The following is an 18767-nucleotide window of genomic DNA, read 5'->3' as shown; positions in this document are numbered from 1 at the left end:
GCTCAGATAATGTCCCTGTCATCCTTATCGGCTGATTCTATTAAAACTTTACCTATTTGTTCTTCGGTAATGTAACAAATATTCTGAAACCACTATCAGAACTGATGTGTATATTGCCATTTAATGACATAACCCTTTCTTGCATACTGCGTAATCCAATACCTGTTGACTGCTCAAAATTGATTTTTTCTGATTGATTAGAGCCATTATCTTCAATCACCAGTTGATAAAATCCAGGATGTTCTCTCAACAAAAGATCGACCTCAGTCGCATTACTATGACGCATAATATTCGAAAGTGCCTCTTTGATTATTGCGATTATTGCATATTTATATTCTGCTCCCGGGCTTGTTTGCATATCATAAACAAGATTTAGTGGACAAAATTGAAATTGTTCTGCTATTTTTTTTGTTTCTATTTCTAGGGATAATGATTTTTCATGCAGATCATGTATACTATCCCGAATACTGTTCATGCCATCAGTTAAGGTCTGTTTTATACTTTCAAGCTGCTCTTTTTCTGGTTCATGTTTGCAGATTGTCATTAAAGCTCCAACCTGTATAATTGCCCTGGAAAGCTGATGACCCAGATTATCATGTATTTCTCTGGCTATGCGGTTTCTTTCAGAAAGTCTTGCCAGATTAACCTCATAATCTTGTTTTTCAAGCAGGTTCTTTTGCTTTTTTTGCATTTTCAGGCTATATTCATGTGCTTCATCTCTCAAAAACATAGACTGTTCGCGCCAGCTTTCAGTTGCTCTAGCACGGTAAAAAAACAAGCCGGCAAGAAAAATCAGCAGAATAATCTGCAGTGGCATGATTAAAGTAAATTCATTAACATGAATTATAATCGGAATTAATGAAAATAAAGCAAAAATATTTTTACCGGTCAAAAAAATATCAAGACATATCAATGGCAAAAAAAACATTAGCGAAGGAATATATATACTTGCACCAATAAATAGCAAAGTGATAGACAAACGATAAATCTTATTATCTATCAAGCTTCCTGTTGAACTCACAAGTATAGTAATGATCACAGGAACAACAAGCAGATCTCCAGACTCTGTCTGAAGATAAAATGATACACATATAAGGAAAAAAATAAGCTTATCCAACAGGACATTCACTTCTATCTCCACCTTTCTATCAGATCGTATCATTTGCCTGATCCATGATCAATAGTATTGAAAATATATAATTTTGTTTCACAATGACAAATGTCATGCCAAGCAGGGAAAATTTTCACTTTAATCAAATCACTGATCAGGGCATTATATACTTAATAGAAATTATAAATGGAGGGTTTGATATGATAGTAAAAATTGACAATTTAGTGAAAAGATATGGTGATGTTATCGCGCTTGATCATTTCAATCTAGAAGTAAAAGAGGGCGAAATATTCGGCCTGCTAGGGCCTAACGGTTCGGGAAAAACTACAGCAATAATGTGCATACTTGCCTTGCTAAAATACAGCAAAGGCCTGATAGAAGTTTTTGACCAAAAAATCGAACCTGATTCCTATGATTTGAAAAAAGATATTGGCATAATAATGCAAAATGTTGCTGTTTATGAGGAATTGACAGTTGTAGAAAATATTGATTATTTCTGCGGTTTATATATCAAAGATAAAAAACAAAGGAAAAAATTGGTTGAAGAAGCTGTGGAATTCGTAGGACTTCAGGACTTTCGCAAATTCTACCCCAAAAAACTAAGCGGAGGACTTCTCAGACGCTTAAACATAGCTTGCGGCATTGCTCATAAACCAAAACTTATAATTCTTGATGAACCTACGGTAGCTGTCGATCCCCAGAGCAGGAACAAAATACTTGAAGGTATTGTTGAGCTCAATCGACAGGGAGCAACGATTATTTATACTTCACATTATATGGAAGAAGTAGAAAAAATATGCAGTCAGGTCGCAATTATGGATAAAGGCAAGGTAATTGCCATCGGAAGTGTTCCCGAACTAAAAAATATGATTAATATCGGCGAAAAAATTACGATTGAATTGATTGAAACCTTTGCAGCTGAAATAGATGAAGTAATTGATGAAATAAGAGAATTCCCTGGTATTGTTTCCGCCAAAATAAAAGAAGGTGCTATTGTCGCAAGATCAGCACAAAACAAACATAGTCTTGCCGGCATTATCTCCTGTCTGAACAGGCACAATATTACTTATGGAACTGTTTTTTGTGAATTGCCTACACTTAATGATGTTTTCCTTGAGATGACAGGAAAAGAATTAAGAGATTAAGAAGGAGGCAAATAAATGTTCAAACATATTTTTTATTATAGATTTTTAACTGGAATAAGAGATAAACAAATGCTTTTCTGGACATTACTTTTCCCAATTATTCTGGCTACACTTTTTAATTTCGCTTTTTCTAATTTGAATGGCGATGAAATATTTAACTCAGTACCAGTGGCAGTCATAACAAATGATTATTGGGATAAAGATTTAGTTTTCCAAAGCATTATGGAAGAATTATCTGAAGGTGATCAGGCAATATTTAATTTGCAAAAATTAAATACTGAACAGGCCGATGAACTTCTAAATGATGCACAGATTATAGGATATATAATTCCAGGAGAAACATTTGAAATTGTTGTCAAAAATTCAGGCATGCAGCAATCAATACTTAAAATATTCACAGATGAATATATGCAGGTTAGATCTTCAATTAATCGACTGGCAGCAGAAAACCCTCAACTTGATTTTAACCTTCTTTTTTCACAGACAAAGTCGTATTTAGAAGATAAGCCTATCAGCTCATCAAATCCAGATAGTGTTTTGACTTATTTTTATGCTCTTATAGCAATGGCATGCCTTTATGGAGGATTCTGGGGACTAAAGGAAATTATATCTGTAAAAGCTAATCTTTCCGATCAGGCGGCAAGAGTAAATCTATCACCAGTACCAAAAATGAAACAATTTCTTTATTCTATTGCGGCAGCATTTATCCTGCATTTTGCATCAGTAATTCTTTTATTGATCTATCTTAGTCAGATAATTGGCATAAAGTTCGGAGACAGAGTATGGCTGATAATTCTGGCAAGTTTAATAAGTAGTTCTTTAGGTGTAAGTATCGGTGCACTGATAGGAGTTATTTCTAATATAAGTGAAGGAATCAAAGTTTCCATACTGATAGCATTTTCAATGATTACAACCTTTTTCTCTGGTCTGATGGTCGCTGATATGAAATTTATTATTACGAACAATGCTCCTATTATGCGATGGATCAATCCTGCAAATCTTGTTAGCGATTCTTTTTATTCACTTTACTATTATGACAGTCTGGATAGATTCTGGCAAAATATAGCTGCCATGCTTGTTTTTCAATTGATTTGTGCAGTTATTATCTTTTCTGTTATGAGGAGGCAGCGTTATGCAAGTATTTAAAGCATGTTTAAAAATTCTGGCTAAGAATATGACATCAATGATTATTTATCTATGCGTTTTTTTAGGCTTTGTAATTCTAATGACTATTTGGAATCCACAAGCCGATACAGCTGATTTTTCTGTTAGCCGCCCAAGAATGGCGATAACAAATAATGATGAAGGAAATCCTATATCAGATGGACTTGTAGAATATCTAGGCGAATATGGCAGATTAGTTGAGATTGAACCTGAACAGTTTCAAGATGCTCTCTTTTTCCGGCAAGTAGTTTACATCCTGCAAATACCTTCTGGATTTAGTGAAGATATGTTAGCAGGAAATGATCCGGAAAAATTGATTAGAACTACTCTTCCTGATTCTTATCAAGGCACATATTCCGATCAGATTATTGACAGATATCTTAATGCAGTCAATCGATACATTCTGGCAGATCCTAATATGCCGCCAGAACAGATCATTGACAATGTAAAAGAAGATTTGGCAATGAGCAGCAATGTTACTGTTAATACAGGTGAAGTAACTGAAAACTTTAGTTTATTAAGCTTTTATTTCACATTTCTGGCATATTCACTCATTGCAATTATGATACTGGCAGTTACTTCTTTGATGCTGGCATTCCAGCAAAAAGATATCAGAAAACGAAATTTAAGTTCACCTGTTAATCTCTTTAGCTTCAATTTACAGTTATTACTTGGTAATTTTGTTTTTGCCCTGATCAGTTGGATTGTCTTTAGTCTTGTAAGTCTTTACTTTTATAATCAGATAAGCAGTATCCATCAGTGGTTGCTTTTAATTATTAATACGCTTGTCTTTATAATTGCAGCCATGAGTATGAGTTTCCTGGTTAGTCAATTTGTTAAGAATCGTAATACCCAGCAAGCAGTAGCTAATGTTCTGGCTCTGGGGACATGTTTTATTAGTGGGGTTTTTGTGCCACAGGAACTATTGGGAGAAAAAGTTTTAGCAGTAGCAAGCTTTACTCCAACCTACTGGTATGTTAGAGCAGTTCGTATTGCCAATATCCATACAGATATAAACTTACTCGAATTCAATAATTTTACCCAGGCTCTGCTTATTCAAATAGCATTTGCCGCTGCTTTTATAATGGTAGCAATGGTGGTATCCAGACAACGCAGACAAAGCACCTGACATTGAATAATCTCCCGTTCATTAACTGACCGGGAGATTATTTACATAAACGTATTGAATAATATTTTAAATCTCAATTTTTCTTTGCTGCTAATCTGGCAAATGAAGCTTTCAAAGCAGGATAAAGTTCCAGATATATCTCGTATAGCTGATTGTAACTCTCAACCAAATCAGTTTGTGGCATAGTTTCTTCAACTGTTTTAATTAATTGAATCCCCGCCTGCATATTTGAATAAAGACCTATACCTGTTCCTGCAAGAATAGCAGCCCCTAAAGTAGTTGCATCCTCTGAAGGAACGTCCATTCTTGTAATAACTGCTGGCAAAGAACTTGCCAGAATCTCTCTCCATATACGGCTTTTACCACCACCGCCTATAAGACTTACGCGATCAACAATTAAACCATTTGATCTGTGAACATCGGAATTCTGACGCAAAGCAAAAGCAACACCTTCTAAAACAGCTCTTAAGCCATGGCTTCTATCATGTTTGGTACTTAAGCCAAAAAACACGCCTTGAGTTTCTGGATCAAAAACAGGTGCTCTTTCTCCATCAATATATGGCAAGAAAATAAGATTTTCAGAACCAGCCGGAGCTTTTTCTGCCAATTGATCAAATTCCTTCATTTTCTCAACAGCAAAAAACGCTTGTGCGAAATCTGTAGATCTGCCACAATTTTGTATAGTTCCGTATGAACCAACTGCCTTGGCGTCACCGGTAATGATATTGTAACTTCTTTGCTCTGAGTCAAGAACAGGTTCTTTTGCTATCGCAGCTATCCATGCGGTAGTTCCCATACAGCAATATGTATCTCCGGGATTTCCAGCACCCGCACCAATAGCAGAGCAAGCACCATCTCCAGCGCCTGCAACTACAGGAATTCCTGCCTTTATTCCAAGCAAATCAGCAGTCTTTTCACAAAGAACGCCAATAATATCAGTTCCGGCAAAAAGCCGAGGCATTTTATCAATATCAAGATTTAATGAACGATAAAGCTCGCGGGGATATTCTCTCTTATGTATGTCTATTATGCCTGCATGCGAGGCATCTGAAAAATCAGATTTATCATAACAGCCTGTTAAAAATCCATTGATAAAATCCTTTGCATTTAGAAAATAATTAGTCTTATCATATAAATCAGGATGTTTACTCTTTAACCACATCATCTTTGCCAGTACAGATGCTCCAGCCAGCACATTCCCCGTCATATTATAGATATTCTCACTGCCAATCTGTTTTTTTAATAATTTAACTTCTTCTCTGGCGCGTGTATCCGAATGAAGCATATGACCAATGAGAGGGTTGCCTTTTTTATCTACAGGCAAACAACCCATCATGTGACCTGTTACGGCTATAGCAGCAATATCATCTGTTTTTTCTTTATGCTCAGAAACAATCTTATTACTATTTCTAACTATAATTTCCAGCCAGTCAACAGGATTTTGCTCAGAATATCCACCGGGTAAATTATTTGTTTTTACTCTTTCATGGCATGACTTGATAACATTTGTTTTATCATCGAATAAAGATACTTTTACAGACGTAGTCCCTAAATCTATGGCTAAAAGATACATCAGCAAATCCCCCAGACAGTATTTATAGTTAATATGAACAGTCATATTGTATCATAAGACTAGCTCATTTTCTTCTACTTTTATAGATACTTTAATAAACATAGCGGATTAGCGTCTTTTTTTAGCCTCAAAATATTTTTCTATTTTTTTGCTGTTTACTTCTATTTCTTTATTAAACCCTTCTTTGAATATTTTCGAATCCCATTTTCGGGAAAAAAACTGCATTTTACCAGTTTGATGTGCTTTTAACAGCATTACAATCTCTTTAGGTTGCACCTTATAGTTACTATTCATCATATAAAATTTTGTTGCAGGAGCATTATAAAAAAATCTGTAAATAGCACCATAGGCATCGCCTAATCCAAAAATATGCCCTGCTTCATGGGCTGCAAGCTTTTCGTTTCTTCTTAATTTACCAAATTGAAATTCAGGTAATACCACAAAACCAGGGGAATTAATACTCCAATTGGTACCCAGGCTTTCAATCTGTCCTGTTTTTAAAATCCCCCATAATCTCCTATACCAGGGACTAATAACATAGGCTGTTCTGAATCGCAATTTCTTTATTTTTATTTTAACAGTTCTTGATTTTTGTCCCGTTAATTTACTAAAAAAATCACTTACCAAGCCTTCTTCTTTGTTGTCCCGATGTATACTTACAATAACCTCGGTCTTTATATAACCCTTAAAACAATCTGATCTTAGACGATACATTCCCGACCAATAGTTAATTACTGCGGCCTCTATCAGGTCAGCCTGACAGAGGCCATCAATTATCCACGGTTTCAGAGCTGCTTTATTATAAGAAAACACTGCATCTATGAATATTTTATTATCCTTTATTTTTACCTTTACGGGTGCTTTTAAACAATTTTCTGATTTCGAAGAAAAAAAATTTTCTATTGTTCGCATTTTTCAATTCCTGTTTCAGCCATTAAAGAATCAACCAACGCCTCCGGCGAACTGCAATCAGCATCAATTACTATATCACTGAACATCTTATATAAGGGTTCTCTTTCTCTGTATATGTCTGACAGAGATTGATTTTCTCTCATTACTATACCCCTTGTATGTATATTGTTCAACCGTCTTTGTATCTCCGGCAAAGGTACATTTAGAAAAATACATAAACCTAATTTTTTGAGGTGTTTCATAGCGTCTTCATTCATAACTGCACTACCTCCTGTAGCAATTACAGAAAAAGGAATACTTTCTGGTAGTGAACAGATTATTTCCGATTCTTTACGAATAAAAGACTCCAATCCAAATTTATCTATATACTTCTGTAAAGTCATATTGCAATTTTGCTGAATAAGAATATCAGTATCAATAAAACCTGCACATATAGTTTTGGCCAGAAGCAGCCCTATTGTACTTTTACCACTGGCAGGCATACCTATTAATATAATACTTCTTTCTCCCCGCAATACTTTCACCTCTTCTTCAATTCTCTATATAAATAAATTGGTATCTGATTCCTCTGCCGATCCAAGGAAAGTCGCAACCCCTCCTATTTCTACACCATCTATAAGTTCTTCCGCATGTATGCCCATAAGATCCATTGACATCTGACAGGCTACAAATCTAATTCCCTGATCAATCCCTGATTGCATCAATTCCTCTAGTGAAGATACATTTTTATTTTTCATTATGTTTTTTATCATCTTGGAGCCCATACCTGCCATATTCATTCTGGACAATCCAAGTTTTTTTGCTCCTCTTGGCATCATTTTACCAAACATTTTTTCAATAAAATTCTTCCTGACAGATACTTTATCTGGTTTTCTAAGAATATTCAATCCCCAGAAAGTAAAGAACAGAGTAACTTTACGTCCCATTGAAGCGGCACCATTGGCAATAATCAAAGCTGCTATTGCCTTATCCAAATCTCCGCTGAATACAACTATAGATTTATCATTAGCTTCTGGAGCCAACTTGTTTCCAGATTTTACAGTTTGATAAACAGACTTGCGAACAGATACATTTATAGTGCCTGATGTCTGCTCCATTTTTTCAAGAACATGTCCTGTTCTTTCGCACCATACACCTACATCAGAAGCAAATCCTGGATCAGTCGCATTTATAATCAACCTATCTCCTGTCTCAATCTGTTTGATACCCTCTGCCAGTTTCAGTATTGGTCCTGGACATTGTAACCCTGTGGCATCAATCGTTAGCGTTCTTTTGGGTTCCAGATCAGCTGGATTAATTACTGGACAGGCAGCTAATTTTTCTCCCTCACCTTCATCTGAAACAGCTTCCCCATAACAATCATATGGTATCTCCGCATTTTCATTTAATGCGATTGTATGATACAACTTGTACCCTCCACTTAAATTATATACCTTCTCAAAGCCATTCTGTTTTAGTATTCTACTTGCAAGATAACCCCTAAGACCAACCTGACAGAAAATATAGATCGCTCTGTTTTTATCAAATTCGTTTATTCTGTCACGTATTTCGTCAAGAGGAATATTAACAGCTCCTTGCACGCTGCCCAGGTCATATTCTTCCTTAGTCCTTACATCAACCAGCATGACTGCATCCAGATTTAAATCCGCAATATCATGGTAATGAAAAATTTCAACATCTTTTTTAATTATATTAGCTGCAGTGAAACCAAGCATATTTACAGGATCTTTAGCTGATGAAAAAGGTGGTGCATATGTTAGTTCCAGTTTCTCCAGATCAAAAACAGTAGCCTTTAATCTTTGTGCCGTAGCTAAAACATCAATACGTTTTTCGACACCGCTAATACCCACGGCTTGCGCACCTAAAATTTTGCCACTTGCAGGATCAAACATCATTTTTAGTGACATCTGTGTTGCGCCAGGATAATAACCAGCATGATTCAAAGGATGAACATAGGTTTTTTCATAACTGATTTTATCTCTTTTTAATTGCTTTTCATTAAGGCCAGTTGAAGCAGCAGTCATATCAAAAACTTTTAAAACAGCACTTCCCTGAACACCTTCAAAAGGAACATTCCTACCACTTATATTTTCTGCTGCTATTCTACCTTGTTTATTGGCAGGGCCTGCAAGAGGTATTAGACCAGGCTGCCCTGTAACATAATTTTTGATTTCAATGGCATCCCCAACTGCAAGAATATCAGGATCAGATGTATATAAATATTCATCTACCTTAATACTGTTATTGATACCTAATTCTAATCCTGCTTCTTTTGCTAATTTACTGTCTGGAGCCACACCAATAGAAAAAATTACCAACTCAGTTGTAATGCTCTGACCATTATTTAGGCGCACAATAACCTTATTATCGGCTCCACGTACGAAACCGGCTGCACCTGTCCTAAAAAGAAGATTAAGACCTTTCATTCTCATATGCTGATGTAAAAAAGCTGCCATATCAGAATCCATTGATGCCACTACCTGATCTGTAAACTCTACCAGTGTGACATCAATTCCGCGATCCATAAGGTTTTCGGCCATCTCAACGCCAATAAACCCACCACCTATGACAACTGCTGAAGATGGCGAATTATTATCAACATACTCTCTTATTTTATAAGTATCAGGAATATTCCGTAAAGTAAATATTTCTGGAAGATCCAGACCTTCAAGTGGTGGCTTTTTAGGTTCAGCACCTGGTGATAGAATAAGTTTATCATATGTTTCTACATAGTCTTTTCCTGAATCATAATCGTGTACTAAAACCTCATGTTTTGCTTTATCAATTGAAAGTACTTCGCTTTTTATTCTAATGTCTATATTAAAACGCTCTTTCATAGCTTCGGGAGTCTGAACAAGAAGCTTTGCCTTATCTTTTATGACATCACCAATATAATAGGGAAGGCCACAATTCGCATAAGAAATATACTCTCCCTTTTCAAATAGAATTATCTCTGCTTTTTCATCCAACCTGCGTAATCTCGCTGCAGCAGATGCACCACCAGCCACACCACCAACAATCAACACTTTCATGACAACACCTCAAACAATCTTTATAGTCATAGGAAAACAAACTTCGAAAACGTTATATATCTTTCTTGAATCATCTAGATTCTAGCAAAGAAATTTTTTATCTTCTGTGACTATGTAACAGAAAGTAAGATTTGCTGTATTTTTGTGGAAACGTTTGCAATTAAGCGAGTAAAAGAAAATAGCAAATATACTTCGCAAAATGTTTTTATAATTTAAATTAATCTTCTTCAAATTGGTTACTGCTTGCGCCATCAACATTATCATCATTTGTTTTTCTAACAATATCCCCTTCTGTTTTGGGAGTCAGTGGAACTGCTTTGGACAGTTTTTCAGAATCAAAGGGCTCTGTATTTTCAATGTTGTCTACATTAATGGATCTTATTTTTGATTTTTCATAGCTAGCTGTTTCAATACTTTCTCGGGATAATCTAACTTTTGGTGAAGTTTCAGCCAACCAGCGCAATAATTTTATTCTAAGAAAATCCTGAAACCTTCGATGATTTGAAGGTTGTAAAGATCTGTCTATTGGATAGTAGAGTTTGCCAAATTTTAGATCCAACAGGAAAACTCCTAAAGTCCCTCCATTGAATTTACCCAAAAAATTAACTACTCCGGCAGCTGCAGAAACAGCTTCATTTTCATCATCTCTATCCATAATCAGAATAAGAAGATTACGCGGTGAAGGATTATCCGTCTGTTGCTTGATATAACGAATACTATCTTTAAGCAATTGATCTATTATAATAACATTTAGTAGATTATGTTTGAAAATAAAAACTCTATCCACGGGTTTTATTTTTTTAAAAAGTGTAAAATTTCTCTTTTTTTCAAAAACTCTTCCATGTGGTGTTCTGGCAGTTGCCTGATAACCAAGGCTGCTAAGCCATTGAGTCAGATCCTCAGAAGGTGCAGCCCAATCCCTTAGTCTTATTTTTAAAGCTTTTTTCAAATGAAATCTACGAAGTTTTTTCAGACGTTTCAAACTCTGTGGATTGCCAGGATTAAATCTTTCCAGGGAATATGAAGCCGCTGCATGTTTAATTGTAATAAATACCAATATGATATAAATTATGAGGCTTATTATCCACGCATAATAAAAAAGTCTGTTATCCATCAGTTCAGGTTGCTTGATCATCTGCTGTCGAACCCAGCAAATACCATACCCTGGTAAAATTAAAAAGAGCAAAGGTATCAAAACATCTTTTCTGAACCATTGTCTACCTGTCATAATAACTCCCCCTGTCTGAAATCATTTGATAAAGCTATATACCAATCTTTCTATCTCGACAATGATAACATGAAAAAGAAAATGGCAACAACCATATCAAAGGTTATTGCCATTTTATAAAAACAATTTTTTATTAATTCTATATTATGCGCTCTCATAATTTTCATAATAAGTAGAAGTAGACTGAACATCCGCAGGTATATCCTCTTGTAAAACAAGATCTGCAGTTCGCTCTTCGCCATTTCTTATAAACGTAATCTTTATTGTATCTCCAGGAGATTTACTGTTACGATAATTAAGTAATTCCGAAGCCGTAGTCATTTCCTGATCATCTATTTTAATAATAATATCACCCTGAATGAGTCCGGCTTTATATGCAGCTCCGTTTCTTTCTACTTCAACGATATAAATTCCCTCAGGCATTTGATAATAATAGGCCATCTGGGAAGTAACATCTCTTGTGGATATACCCAGTTTTGATCTTCCGCTAACATAACCATACTGGATAAGACTTTCCACTATTGGTTTTGCATTATTTATGGGAATCGCAAAACCAAGACCCTCAACTCCTGAACCGGCATTTTTGGCAGTATTTATCCCGATTACTTCTCCATAAGAATTAAATAAAGCACCGCCTGAATTACCACTATTAATAGCAGCATCAGTCTGAAGCAAATTAAGTGTCTGTCCATCAATTGTTATAGTTCTATCAAGTGCGCTGATTATTCCCGCCGTTACAGTCCCACTCAATCTGCCAAGCGGATTGCCTATCGCAACAGCAAGTTCCCCTATCTGAAGATCATCTGAATCACCCAGGGTTACGGTTGGTAGATTTTCACCATCAACTTTTAGTACAGCAAGGTCATTCATCGCATCGGCTCCCACCAGTATAGCCTCAGATATTTCACCACTTTCCATAGTAACAGTTATAGTTTCTGCACCATCTATAACGTGATTATTAGTTACTATATAACCATCCGAAGTTATTATAAATCCGGAGCCTGCTGCCTCAACGGCGCCTGTCTGACCAAATATATCTGTCATAGTAGTTTCTGTAGAAATTGCAACAACGGCAGGCCTGCCTAAGGACGCTATTTCCATCGTTGACAGGGCTTCTCTGTCTCCATCTTGCCTTGTAGCAGCACTCTCAAGATTAAAATGGCGATCTGTACCATCTTCTGCAGATTCGCTCACTTCTGAATCCGTTGAATCGCTATCCTTCTGAGTTGTACCCTGAGTTTCTGTAACTATCGGGATCTGATCATCTGATATCTGACTATTATTTTGCATAATTTTATAAACTGCAATTCCTGTAGCAGATGACATCAAAACAGAAACAGCAAGAAAGATTGCTATCAAACCTGCTATTCTGACACTTTTTCTAGGTTTTACAGACTCATTTATCGGACTTACTCTACTATTTGATGAATTAAAATTACCCTGATAAGGCGTATTTATGTTTCTGTTATAAACTGAGCCATCATCCTCGCGATAATAATAGGCTCCAGCATAATTCTGACCAGAAGCATATGGGGCATTATTATTTGGCACTTGTTCCTGCCTATATTGCGTCTGGTCTTGTTTGTAATACTCATTACTATTTTGCTGAGTTTCCTGCATAGGTGAATCAGTATTATTTTTTGGTAAACCATTGTTGTCTATATTCTTATTCTCTTCAAAACCTGTATTTTCAACCATGAGATCGCCTCCCTGCAAGTATAACTATATATTATAGTTTTGTCATACTGCTATGATATATTTATACCTCAGCTATTTGATCACAAATTGTAGTAATTGAAAAAAAGTATGATCTAAATGTGTACAAATTGTCAACTAATGGTTCCTCTTTCAATATCTACAGCTATTATAGACCCTGTTTTTAGAATTCTGGTCGCATTTTCACAAGCATATATAATAGGGATATCAAGTGCCAAGCCCACAATCGCTGCATGATTACCCGGATCAGTAGTCTCCACGACCAATGCTACGGCTTTCTTCATTGCCGGAAGCATTTCATTATCAGTTTGGGTTGCTACTAATATATAATCCTGCCGTAAATCAGCAAGTCTCAAATCCTCAGCACTATGAATTACGAGAGCTTCTCCAGAAACAGAACCTTTGCCTATACCCTTACCGTCTACTAAAATTCTACCTATATTTTGAACTTTTAAGGTATTAGTAGTTCCACTCATGCCAATAGGGGTTCCACCTGTAATTACTACGACATCGCCGTTTTTTACAACTCCTGATTCGAGAGCTTTATTCATCCCTACCTCAAACATGGCATCTGTTGTATGTACTTCATCTACCAGATAAGGCTGTACACCCCAAGAAAGCGAAAGTTGACGTAGTGATCTTGGTGAAACCGTTGTTGCAATAATCGGACACTCCGGTCTAAATCTTGATATAAGTCTGGCAGTGCGTCCACTATGTGTTACTGCAACAATGGCAGCAGCTTTTAAGTCCATCGCCGTCATACAGGTAGCGTGACTTATAGCATTTGTTACACTGGAAACCATCTCATAATTTGTTTTAATAAATTCTGACCAGTAATCAATTGATTTTTCTGTCTGCTGTGCAATGCTTACCATCATTTTCAGACTTTCAAGTGGATAGCGCCCGGCAGCAGTTTCGCCCGACAACATGATAGCACTGGTTCCATCCAAAATTGCATTTGCAACATCACTAACCTCTGCTCTTGTTGGTCTTGGATTCCTGATCATTGAATCAAGCATTTGTGTAGCAGTTATGCAAGGTTTCCCTATTCTATAACACTTCTGAATAAGAGATTTCTGAACTGTAGGAACTTCCTGCATAGGTATTTCAACACCAAGGTCGCCTCTTGCAACCATTATTCCATCAGCAACTTTTATAATATCATCAAAATTACTGATTCCTTCTCTATTTTCAATCTTAGCAATAATATGAATAGAATCCCCTTTGTGTTTTTCAAGTATTTTTCTAATTTCAAGAACATCCGTTGCTTTACGCACAAAAGAAGCTGCAATAAAATCAAAATCATGCTCTATTGCAAATTTTATATCATCAATATCTTTGCTGGTCAAAGCAGGCAGATTAATCTTTGCACCCGGGAGGTTTATGCTTTTATGATTAGAAACAATTCCTCCGTTCAGAACTTTACAGACAACATTATTATCTTCTACTTTTATTACTTCAAGTTCAACCAGCCCATCGTCGATAAGTATTTTTGAGCCTTTATAGACATCCTTATAAAAATCAGCATAGCTAACTGAGATTAGACTTTCATCTCCTGTTGTATCTTCCGTAGTTATCGTTACCAATGAGTCTTCTTTTAGTTCCACCTTATTATTTTTAAAATTACCTGTCCTTATTTCCGGACCTTTTGTATCCAAAAGCAATGCAATCGGCAATTTTAATTCGTCTCTAAGCTTTTTTATTTTGTTAACTCTCTCTAGATGTTCTTCATGATCTCCGTGAGAAAAATTAAGTCTGGCAACATTCATGCCTGACAACATAAGTTTACGCAGCAAATCATCATTTTCCAGTGCAGGACCCATAGTACAAATTATTTTCGTTTTTCTCATTTTCATTACCTCATTAAACCTGCTTTCAGCAAAACAAAACAGACAGTTTATAATTGATGCTGCCTGGATATCAACATATTTATTATAACATCATATTTCAGCGATGTGACTCTCTAAGAATGTGTCTTTGAGCAAAATAATCCCATGCCCACTGGAGTAATCTAACAGCATATAAAATCAATATTGGGACAAGAACAGCAATTACTAAGATTAATACTATTCTTAAAACAATCATTAACCCACCGCCAACAATGCCTAAAAGCATACCGGAAGTTCTGCCAAATTGATCGAAAAATTCAGTAGCTGAACTTATTGATTCATTTATCTCATCCATAAAAGTCTGAGGCAATTCAGCTAAATTCAACTGATAACGTGGCAAAAAGAAATTAAAGGAAATCATGTAGGCACAAGCAAGTTTCATAACCTGCAGTAATAAAATAAGAAATTTAACAGGTAAAGCAACCTGATAATATAATCTAGCTGCAAAAGGGGTAGAGACAAGAAAAACAATAAAGAAGAAAAAATAAAGAAAAACAGGTAAATTTCTCCATAAAGTCATACTCTCCGGGAAAATCAACAACCACAAAAAGCAACCACTAATAACTGCTCCCCAAAAAAGGTGAAATCCTACATGCTTCTGGGTCTCATACTCAGTATCGCTCCACAACGGCCCTAATAAGAACCCTTCCAAAAAATCCATTCATTGCCCTTCCGTTTCAGAATTTATAAATTTTGACTTGCAAAACTTATAAAAGCACTGCGAATATTTTACCAAATAACCGCTCTTCGGTAAACATTGATATGTTTTTATATTTAATAATATATTTAACTTTATTGTAATCTTACAGGAATTCTGCTAATTTGTTCGATAGTTTTTGTCATTTTGCGCCATGACTCGGTCAAAGGGCTGTGACCCCTTAAGCACCAGCATGCTTCGCTTTCCCGATTTATTGTCATTTGCCAGCTGTAAAGACTATTTTCCGCCTTGATATTTCCACCCATACTATCAGTCTCTATTTTTTGATGGGCAGGCGCTCGCTGATGGACTGATATCTGACAGGAATGCTTAACATTTCCTCTACATAAATCAGGTAAAACTCTGCGAATCATTTCAATTTCTTGAAAAGTCAGCGATCTGACAAAATTATTGCACCAGTGATTACTATCTTTCCAGACTATAAGTCCTTTCACCAGATCAAGCCTTATACTCAAAAAGCCTTTTCTATATCCAGAAAGCTCACAATTTATTGAATTTATTTCCCGACAAAACTCCATGCAGCTCCCCCTTAATAAGTAAACGCCACAAAGAGGATTATAGCACCCTTAAGTACAAAAGAAAAATACTTTATCAAAAATTGTTATTTAAAAACAAATAAAAATAAAATATTTGCTACAATTGAACAAATCAATTTCAAAAATCCAATTTATCCAAATGTTCATTCAATAGTTGCATTCCTGAAAAATTTTGCTGTCTTAACGCCTCATAGATTATTATAGCTACAGAATTTGACAGGTTTAAGGATCGTCTGTCTTGCAACATAGGGATTCTAATGCATCTTTCTTTATGCGCAAGCAAAAGAGATTCCGGTAACCCCTTTGTCTCTTTACCAAACAATATCACACTTTCAGAATCGAACTGTACATCACTATATATTTTTTTTGCCTTTGTAGTGGCATAGAAAATTCTTCTGTCTCTAAAACTTTTCATACAAGAATCCAGATCAGGCCATATTTTTAAATCAAGATCAAACCAGTAATCAAGTCCTGCTCTTTTTATCTGTTTATTATCAATACTAAACCCCATTGGCTCTATCAAATGTAATCTGCAGCCTACTGCAACACAGGTTCTGGCAATATTCCCTGTATTCTGCGGTATTTCAGGTTCTACCAGTACTATATCCATTTTTTAACTCCTTATTTATTTTGCATCCTTTTATTTTGCGATAATATTTCTGCAGCTATTTTTTCAAGCTTTTTTAACCTATGATTCATCCCTGATTTACCTAAAGGCGGATTCATTACCTCACCAAGTTCTTTTAAAGAGAAATCAGGGTTATCAAGACGAGCTCTGGCAGCAGCAAGAAGGTCTTCCGGTAAAAAGCCAAAACCATGTACAGCTTCAAGTGATCTAAGAAGATCAAGCTGTCTGGCAGAAGCATTAGCAATTCTTTGCGAATTGGCACTATCACAGTTAACAACCCGATTTACAGAATTTCGCATTTCTTTATCAACACGGAGAGATTCAAAACTAAGTAACGAAGTGTGTGCACCACATTTCAAAAGCCAATCAGAGATCTGACGTCCATCTTTTAAATATATAACACTGTACCCTTGTCTTTTGAGCAGGTGACCCTTCATTTCTAAAATCTCAAGTTGTGGCATTAACCATAAAGCCGCCGGCAGTCGCCTTAACGAAAATTCCAGATGGTAGGCTATATTAGGATCGCCAATTGATCCACATGCCAAAAACATACAGCGAACAGCAGCCTGTACCTGCTGCAGCGACAATGTTTTTGCTATACCAAGGCTGTTTAATCCGGTTTCATAACCGAAGAAATTATTTAAATCAGTAGCAATTCTTTTATAGACCGCACGATTGTTTATAGTAATGGAAAATAATTCCTTACCTTTAGAATAAACAACTTCCTCATTATAGATTTCCATAAACCAATCTGATACAAGTTTAGCAAAGTCTGGATGGGAAGTTGTAAGCTGAACTAAACCAGGTCTCAATCTGGCAGCTGCCATCAGACATGATAATAAGCAAAGTTTCTTATTAGTATGATCTTGGCAGGCAATCTCAATTAATTCGTCTTTCACCTGCCTGGAAAAAGAAAAGCTTTCAGACATTACTTTTACTCCCGGTTGCAGTTTTTTCCCTATCAATCAAACTAATCACGGTTCTGGCCAGAACCGTGTGGTCATGCCTGATTTTCCCATCATGGACACAGGCCATAGGAGCTTTTATAAGTTCGATATTCATTGCTTTAATAGCTTCACTGTTGGTTTCTACAAGAACTGCACTTTCAAGATGATACTTCTCAATCAGATGATCATCTATCGAAGCATTATTTACAATACAATAATCAATAATATCAAAACTCTCTGACCGGTATCTGTTTACATGATGCAAAATAGCCTTTATGTGTTTTGAAGTATCATAATTATAAGTTTCGGCAGGCTGAGTCATGATATTACCAACATATGCGATTGGGGCTTTGCTTTTATCAAGAGCCTCACAAACAGAAGGAAACAACAAATTGGGAATGATACTCGTATATAAACTACCCGGCCCCAGTACAATAAGATCTGCACTGCTTATTGCTTTTGCAACTTCTGGCATAGGCATAGCGGTTTCTGGTTCCATATAAATATCCACTATGTCATTCTTTTCCGGATCAACTCTGTTGCCAATTTCAGACTCACCAATTATAATTGTACCGTTTTCCAAAACTGCTTTTATATTTAAATTCTGCAAACTAACCGGCAATACTTTTCCTTTTACGGCAAGAACTTTAGAAACATTCGTAATTGCTTCAAAAAAATTTCCGCAAATAGCATCCATAGCTGCAATAAAAAGATTCCCAAAACTTTGACCTTTTAATCTACCGTCTGTAAAACGATAATAAAACAGATCACTAAGTAAAGGTTCGGTATCCGCAAGAGCCATTATGCAATTGCGTATATCTCCTGGAGGAAGTATTCCCATATCTTGTCTTAGCATGCCTGATGATCCACCGTTATCAGCTACAGTAACTATTGCAGTTAAATTATGTGTATATAGTTTAAGTCCACGCAAAAGTGTTGAAAGACCGGTACCGCCTCCAAGCACAGTTATACGTGGCCCTGATTCTGGTTTTCTTGCATAACGTATTAATTTTTCTTCAGTATCTGTAAGCATCATTCA

Annotated in this window: 16 protein-coding genes; 3 read left to right on the top strand and 13 right to left on the bottom strand. The window is 36.0% G+C overall.

The window, feature by feature from the left end; translation table 11 throughout:
* Nucleotides 1-52 precede the first annotated feature (52 nt).
* The gene (locus tag AC0KSB_RS01380) at nucleotides 53-1129 is read right to left on the bottom strand and encodes a sensor histidine kinase (protein WP_472305964.1); all 1077 of its coding nucleotides are present in this window, start codon (nucleotides 1127-1129) and stop codon (nucleotides 53-55) included.
* A 182-nt stretch (nucleotides 1130-1311) separates the two neighbouring features.
* Here AC0KSB_RS01380 and AC0KSB_RS01375 point away from each other — a divergent pair, with 182 nt between their 5' ends.
* The 3 genes from AC0KSB_RS01375 to AC0KSB_RS01365 are packed head-to-tail and all read left to right on the top strand — an operon-like array spanning nucleotide 1312 to nucleotide 4549.
* A complete protein-coding gene (locus tag AC0KSB_RS01375) occupies nucleotides 1312-2256 on the top strand; it encodes an ABC transporter ATP-binding protein (protein ID WP_472305962.1) in 945 nt (314 codons plus the stop codon).
* A 15-nt stretch (nucleotides 2257-2271) separates the two neighbouring features.
* Nucleotides 2272-3402 carry an ABC transporter permease gene (locus tag AC0KSB_RS01370; RefSeq protein ID WP_472305960.1) on the top strand — a complete coding sequence of 377 codons (1131 nt, stop codon included), beginning with the start codon at nucleotides 2272-2274 and terminating at the stop codon, nucleotides 3400-3402.
* Nucleotides 3389-4549 (top strand): ABC transporter permease, encoded by a 1161-nt coding sequence (locus AC0KSB_RS01365; RefSeq protein WP_472305958.1) that lies wholly within the window; start codon nucleotides 3389-3391, stop codon nucleotides 4547-4549. The genes AC0KSB_RS01370 and AC0KSB_RS01365 overlap by 14 nt, the downstream gene beginning before the upstream one ends.
* A 73-nt stretch (nucleotides 4550-4622) precedes the next feature.
* Here AC0KSB_RS01365 and AC0KSB_RS01360 read toward each other — a convergent pair whose 3' ends face one another.
* The 12 genes from AC0KSB_RS01360 to AC0KSB_RS01305 all read right to left on the bottom strand — a co-directional run bounded on the left by AC0KSB_RS01360 (nucleotide 4623) and on the right by AC0KSB_RS01305 (nucleotide 18764).
* Entirely contained in the window at nucleotides 4623-6122 is a 1500-nt protein-coding gene (locus AC0KSB_RS01360) for a xylulokinase (RefSeq protein WP_472305956.1), read from the bottom strand.
* A gap of 108 nt (nucleotides 6123-6230) precedes the next feature.
* On the bottom strand, nucleotides 6231-6749 hold the full coding sequence (locus tag AC0KSB_RS01355) for a hypothetical protein (protein ID WP_472305954.1): 519 nt from the start codon (nucleotides 6747-6749) through the stop codon (nucleotides 6231-6233).
* Between the two features lie 272 nt (nucleotides 6750-7021).
* The gene (locus AC0KSB_RS01350; protein WP_472305953.1) at nucleotides 7022-7549 is read right to left on the bottom strand and encodes a shikimate kinase; all 528 of its coding nucleotides are present in this window, start codon (nucleotides 7547-7549) and stop codon (nucleotides 7022-7024) included.
* Nucleotides 7550-7573: 24 nt separating this feature from the next.
* Nucleotides 7574-10066 (bottom strand): DsrE/DsrF/DrsH-like family protein, encoded by a 2493-nt coding sequence (locus AC0KSB_RS01345; protein ID WP_472305951.1) that lies wholly within the window; start codon nucleotides 10064-10066, stop codon nucleotides 7574-7576.
* A gap of 217 nt (nucleotides 10067-10283) precedes the next feature.
* Nucleotides 10284-11294: a hypothetical protein gene (locus AC0KSB_RS01340; RefSeq protein WP_472305949.1), complete on the bottom strand. Its 1011-nt coding sequence runs from the start codon at nucleotides 11292-11294 to the stop codon at nucleotides 10284-10286.
* Between the two features lie 144 nt (nucleotides 11295-11438).
* Nucleotides 11439-12992, bottom strand: a complete 1554-nt coding sequence (locus AC0KSB_RS01335) for a S1C family serine protease (RefSeq protein WP_472305947.1) — start codon at nucleotides 12990-12992, stop codon at nucleotides 11439-11441.
* Nucleotides 12993-13123: 131 nt separating this feature from the next.
* The gene (pyk, locus tag AC0KSB_RS01330; protein ID WP_472305945.1) at nucleotides 13124-14860 is read right to left on the bottom strand and encodes a pyruvate kinase; all 1737 of its coding nucleotides are present in this window, start codon (nucleotides 14858-14860) and stop codon (nucleotides 13124-13126) included.
* 97 nt (nucleotides 14861-14957) lie between these two features.
* The gene (locus AC0KSB_RS01325) at nucleotides 14958-15560 is read right to left on the bottom strand and encodes a hypothetical protein (RefSeq protein WP_472305943.1); all 603 of its coding nucleotides are present in this window, start codon (nucleotides 15558-15560) and stop codon (nucleotides 14958-14960) included.
* A 131-nt stretch (nucleotides 15561-15691) separates the two neighbouring features.
* Complete coding sequence (locus tag AC0KSB_RS01320; RefSeq protein WP_472305941.1) at nucleotides 15692-16135, bottom strand: hypothetical protein; 444 nt, start codon at nucleotides 16133-16135, stop codon at nucleotides 15692-15694.
* 136 nt (nucleotides 16136-16271) lie between these two features.
* Nucleotides 16272-16763, bottom strand: coding sequence for a tRNA (cytidine(34)-2'-O)-methyltransferase (locus AC0KSB_RS01315; protein ID WP_472305939.1), 492 nt, complete (start codon nucleotides 16761-16763; stop codon nucleotides 16272-16274).
* 11 nt (nucleotides 16764-16774) lie between these two features.
* The gene (gene whiA, locus AC0KSB_RS01310) at nucleotides 16775-17710 is read right to left on the bottom strand and encodes a DNA-binding protein WhiA (RefSeq protein WP_472305937.1); all 936 of its coding nucleotides are present in this window, start codon (nucleotides 17708-17710) and stop codon (nucleotides 16775-16777) included.
* Nucleotides 17703-18764, bottom strand: coding sequence for a gluconeogenesis factor YvcK family protein (locus AC0KSB_RS01305; RefSeq protein WP_472305935.1), 1062 nt, complete (start codon nucleotides 18762-18764; stop codon nucleotides 17703-17705). The genes whiA and AC0KSB_RS01305 overlap by 8 nt, the downstream gene beginning before the upstream one ends.
* Nucleotides 18765-18767: the final 3 nt, after the last annotated feature.

It is taken from the genome of Ercella succinigenes (assembly GCF_900002895.1).
This window is presented reverse-complemented; position numbering and strand designations above follow the sequence as displayed.

Excerpts from the sequence above, each read along its gene's own strand:
- pyk (WP_472305945.1), bottom strand. The coding sequence starts at position 14,860 with ATGAGAAAAACGAAAATAATTTGTACTATGGGTCCTGCACTGGAAAAT.
- whiA (WP_472305937.1), bottom strand. The coding sequence starts at position 17,710 with ATGTCTGAAAGCTTTTCTTTTTCCAGGCAGGTGAAAGACGAATTAATT.
- AC0KSB_RS01305 (WP_472305935.1), bottom strand. The coding sequence starts at position 18,764 with ATGATGCTTACAGATACTGAAGAAAAATTAATACGTTATGCAAGAAAA.
- AC0KSB_RS01315 (WP_472305939.1), bottom strand. The coding sequence starts at position 16,763 with ATGGATATAGTACTGGTAGAACCTGAAATACCGCAGAATACAGGGAAT.
- AC0KSB_RS01345 (WP_472305951.1), bottom strand. The coding sequence starts at position 10,066 with ATGAAAGTGTTGATTGTTGGTGGTGTGGCTGGTGGTGCATCTGCTGCA.
- AC0KSB_RS01335 (WP_472305947.1), bottom strand. The coding sequence starts at position 12,992 with ATGGTTGAAAATACAGGTTTTGAAGAGAATAAGAATATAGACAACAAT.
- AC0KSB_RS01325 (WP_472305943.1), bottom strand. The coding sequence starts at position 15,560 with ATGGATTTTTTGGAAGGGTTCTTATTAGGGCCGTTGTGGAGCGATACT.
- AC0KSB_RS01375 (WP_472305962.1), top strand. The coding sequence starts at position 1,312 with ATGATAGTAAAAATTGACAATTTAGTGAAAAGATATGGTGATGTTATC.
- AC0KSB_RS01365 (WP_472305958.1), top strand. The coding sequence starts at position 3,389 with ATGCAAGTATTTAAAGCATGTTTAAAAATTCTGGCTAAGAATATGACA.
- AC0KSB_RS01340 (WP_472305949.1), bottom strand. The coding sequence starts at position 11,294 with ATGACAGGTAGACAATGGTTCAGAAAAGATGTTTTGATACCTTTGCTC.
- AC0KSB_RS01360 (WP_472305956.1), bottom strand. The coding sequence starts at position 6,122 with ATGTATCTTTTAGCCATAGATTTAGGGACTACGTCTGTAAAAGTATCT.
- AC0KSB_RS01320 (WP_472305941.1), bottom strand. The coding sequence starts at position 16,135 with ATGGAGTTTTGTCGGGAAATAAATTCAATAAATTGTGAGCTTTCTGGA.
- AC0KSB_RS01370 (WP_472305960.1), top strand. The coding sequence starts at position 2,272 with ATGTTCAAACATATTTTTTATTATAGATTTTTAACTGGAATAAGAGAT.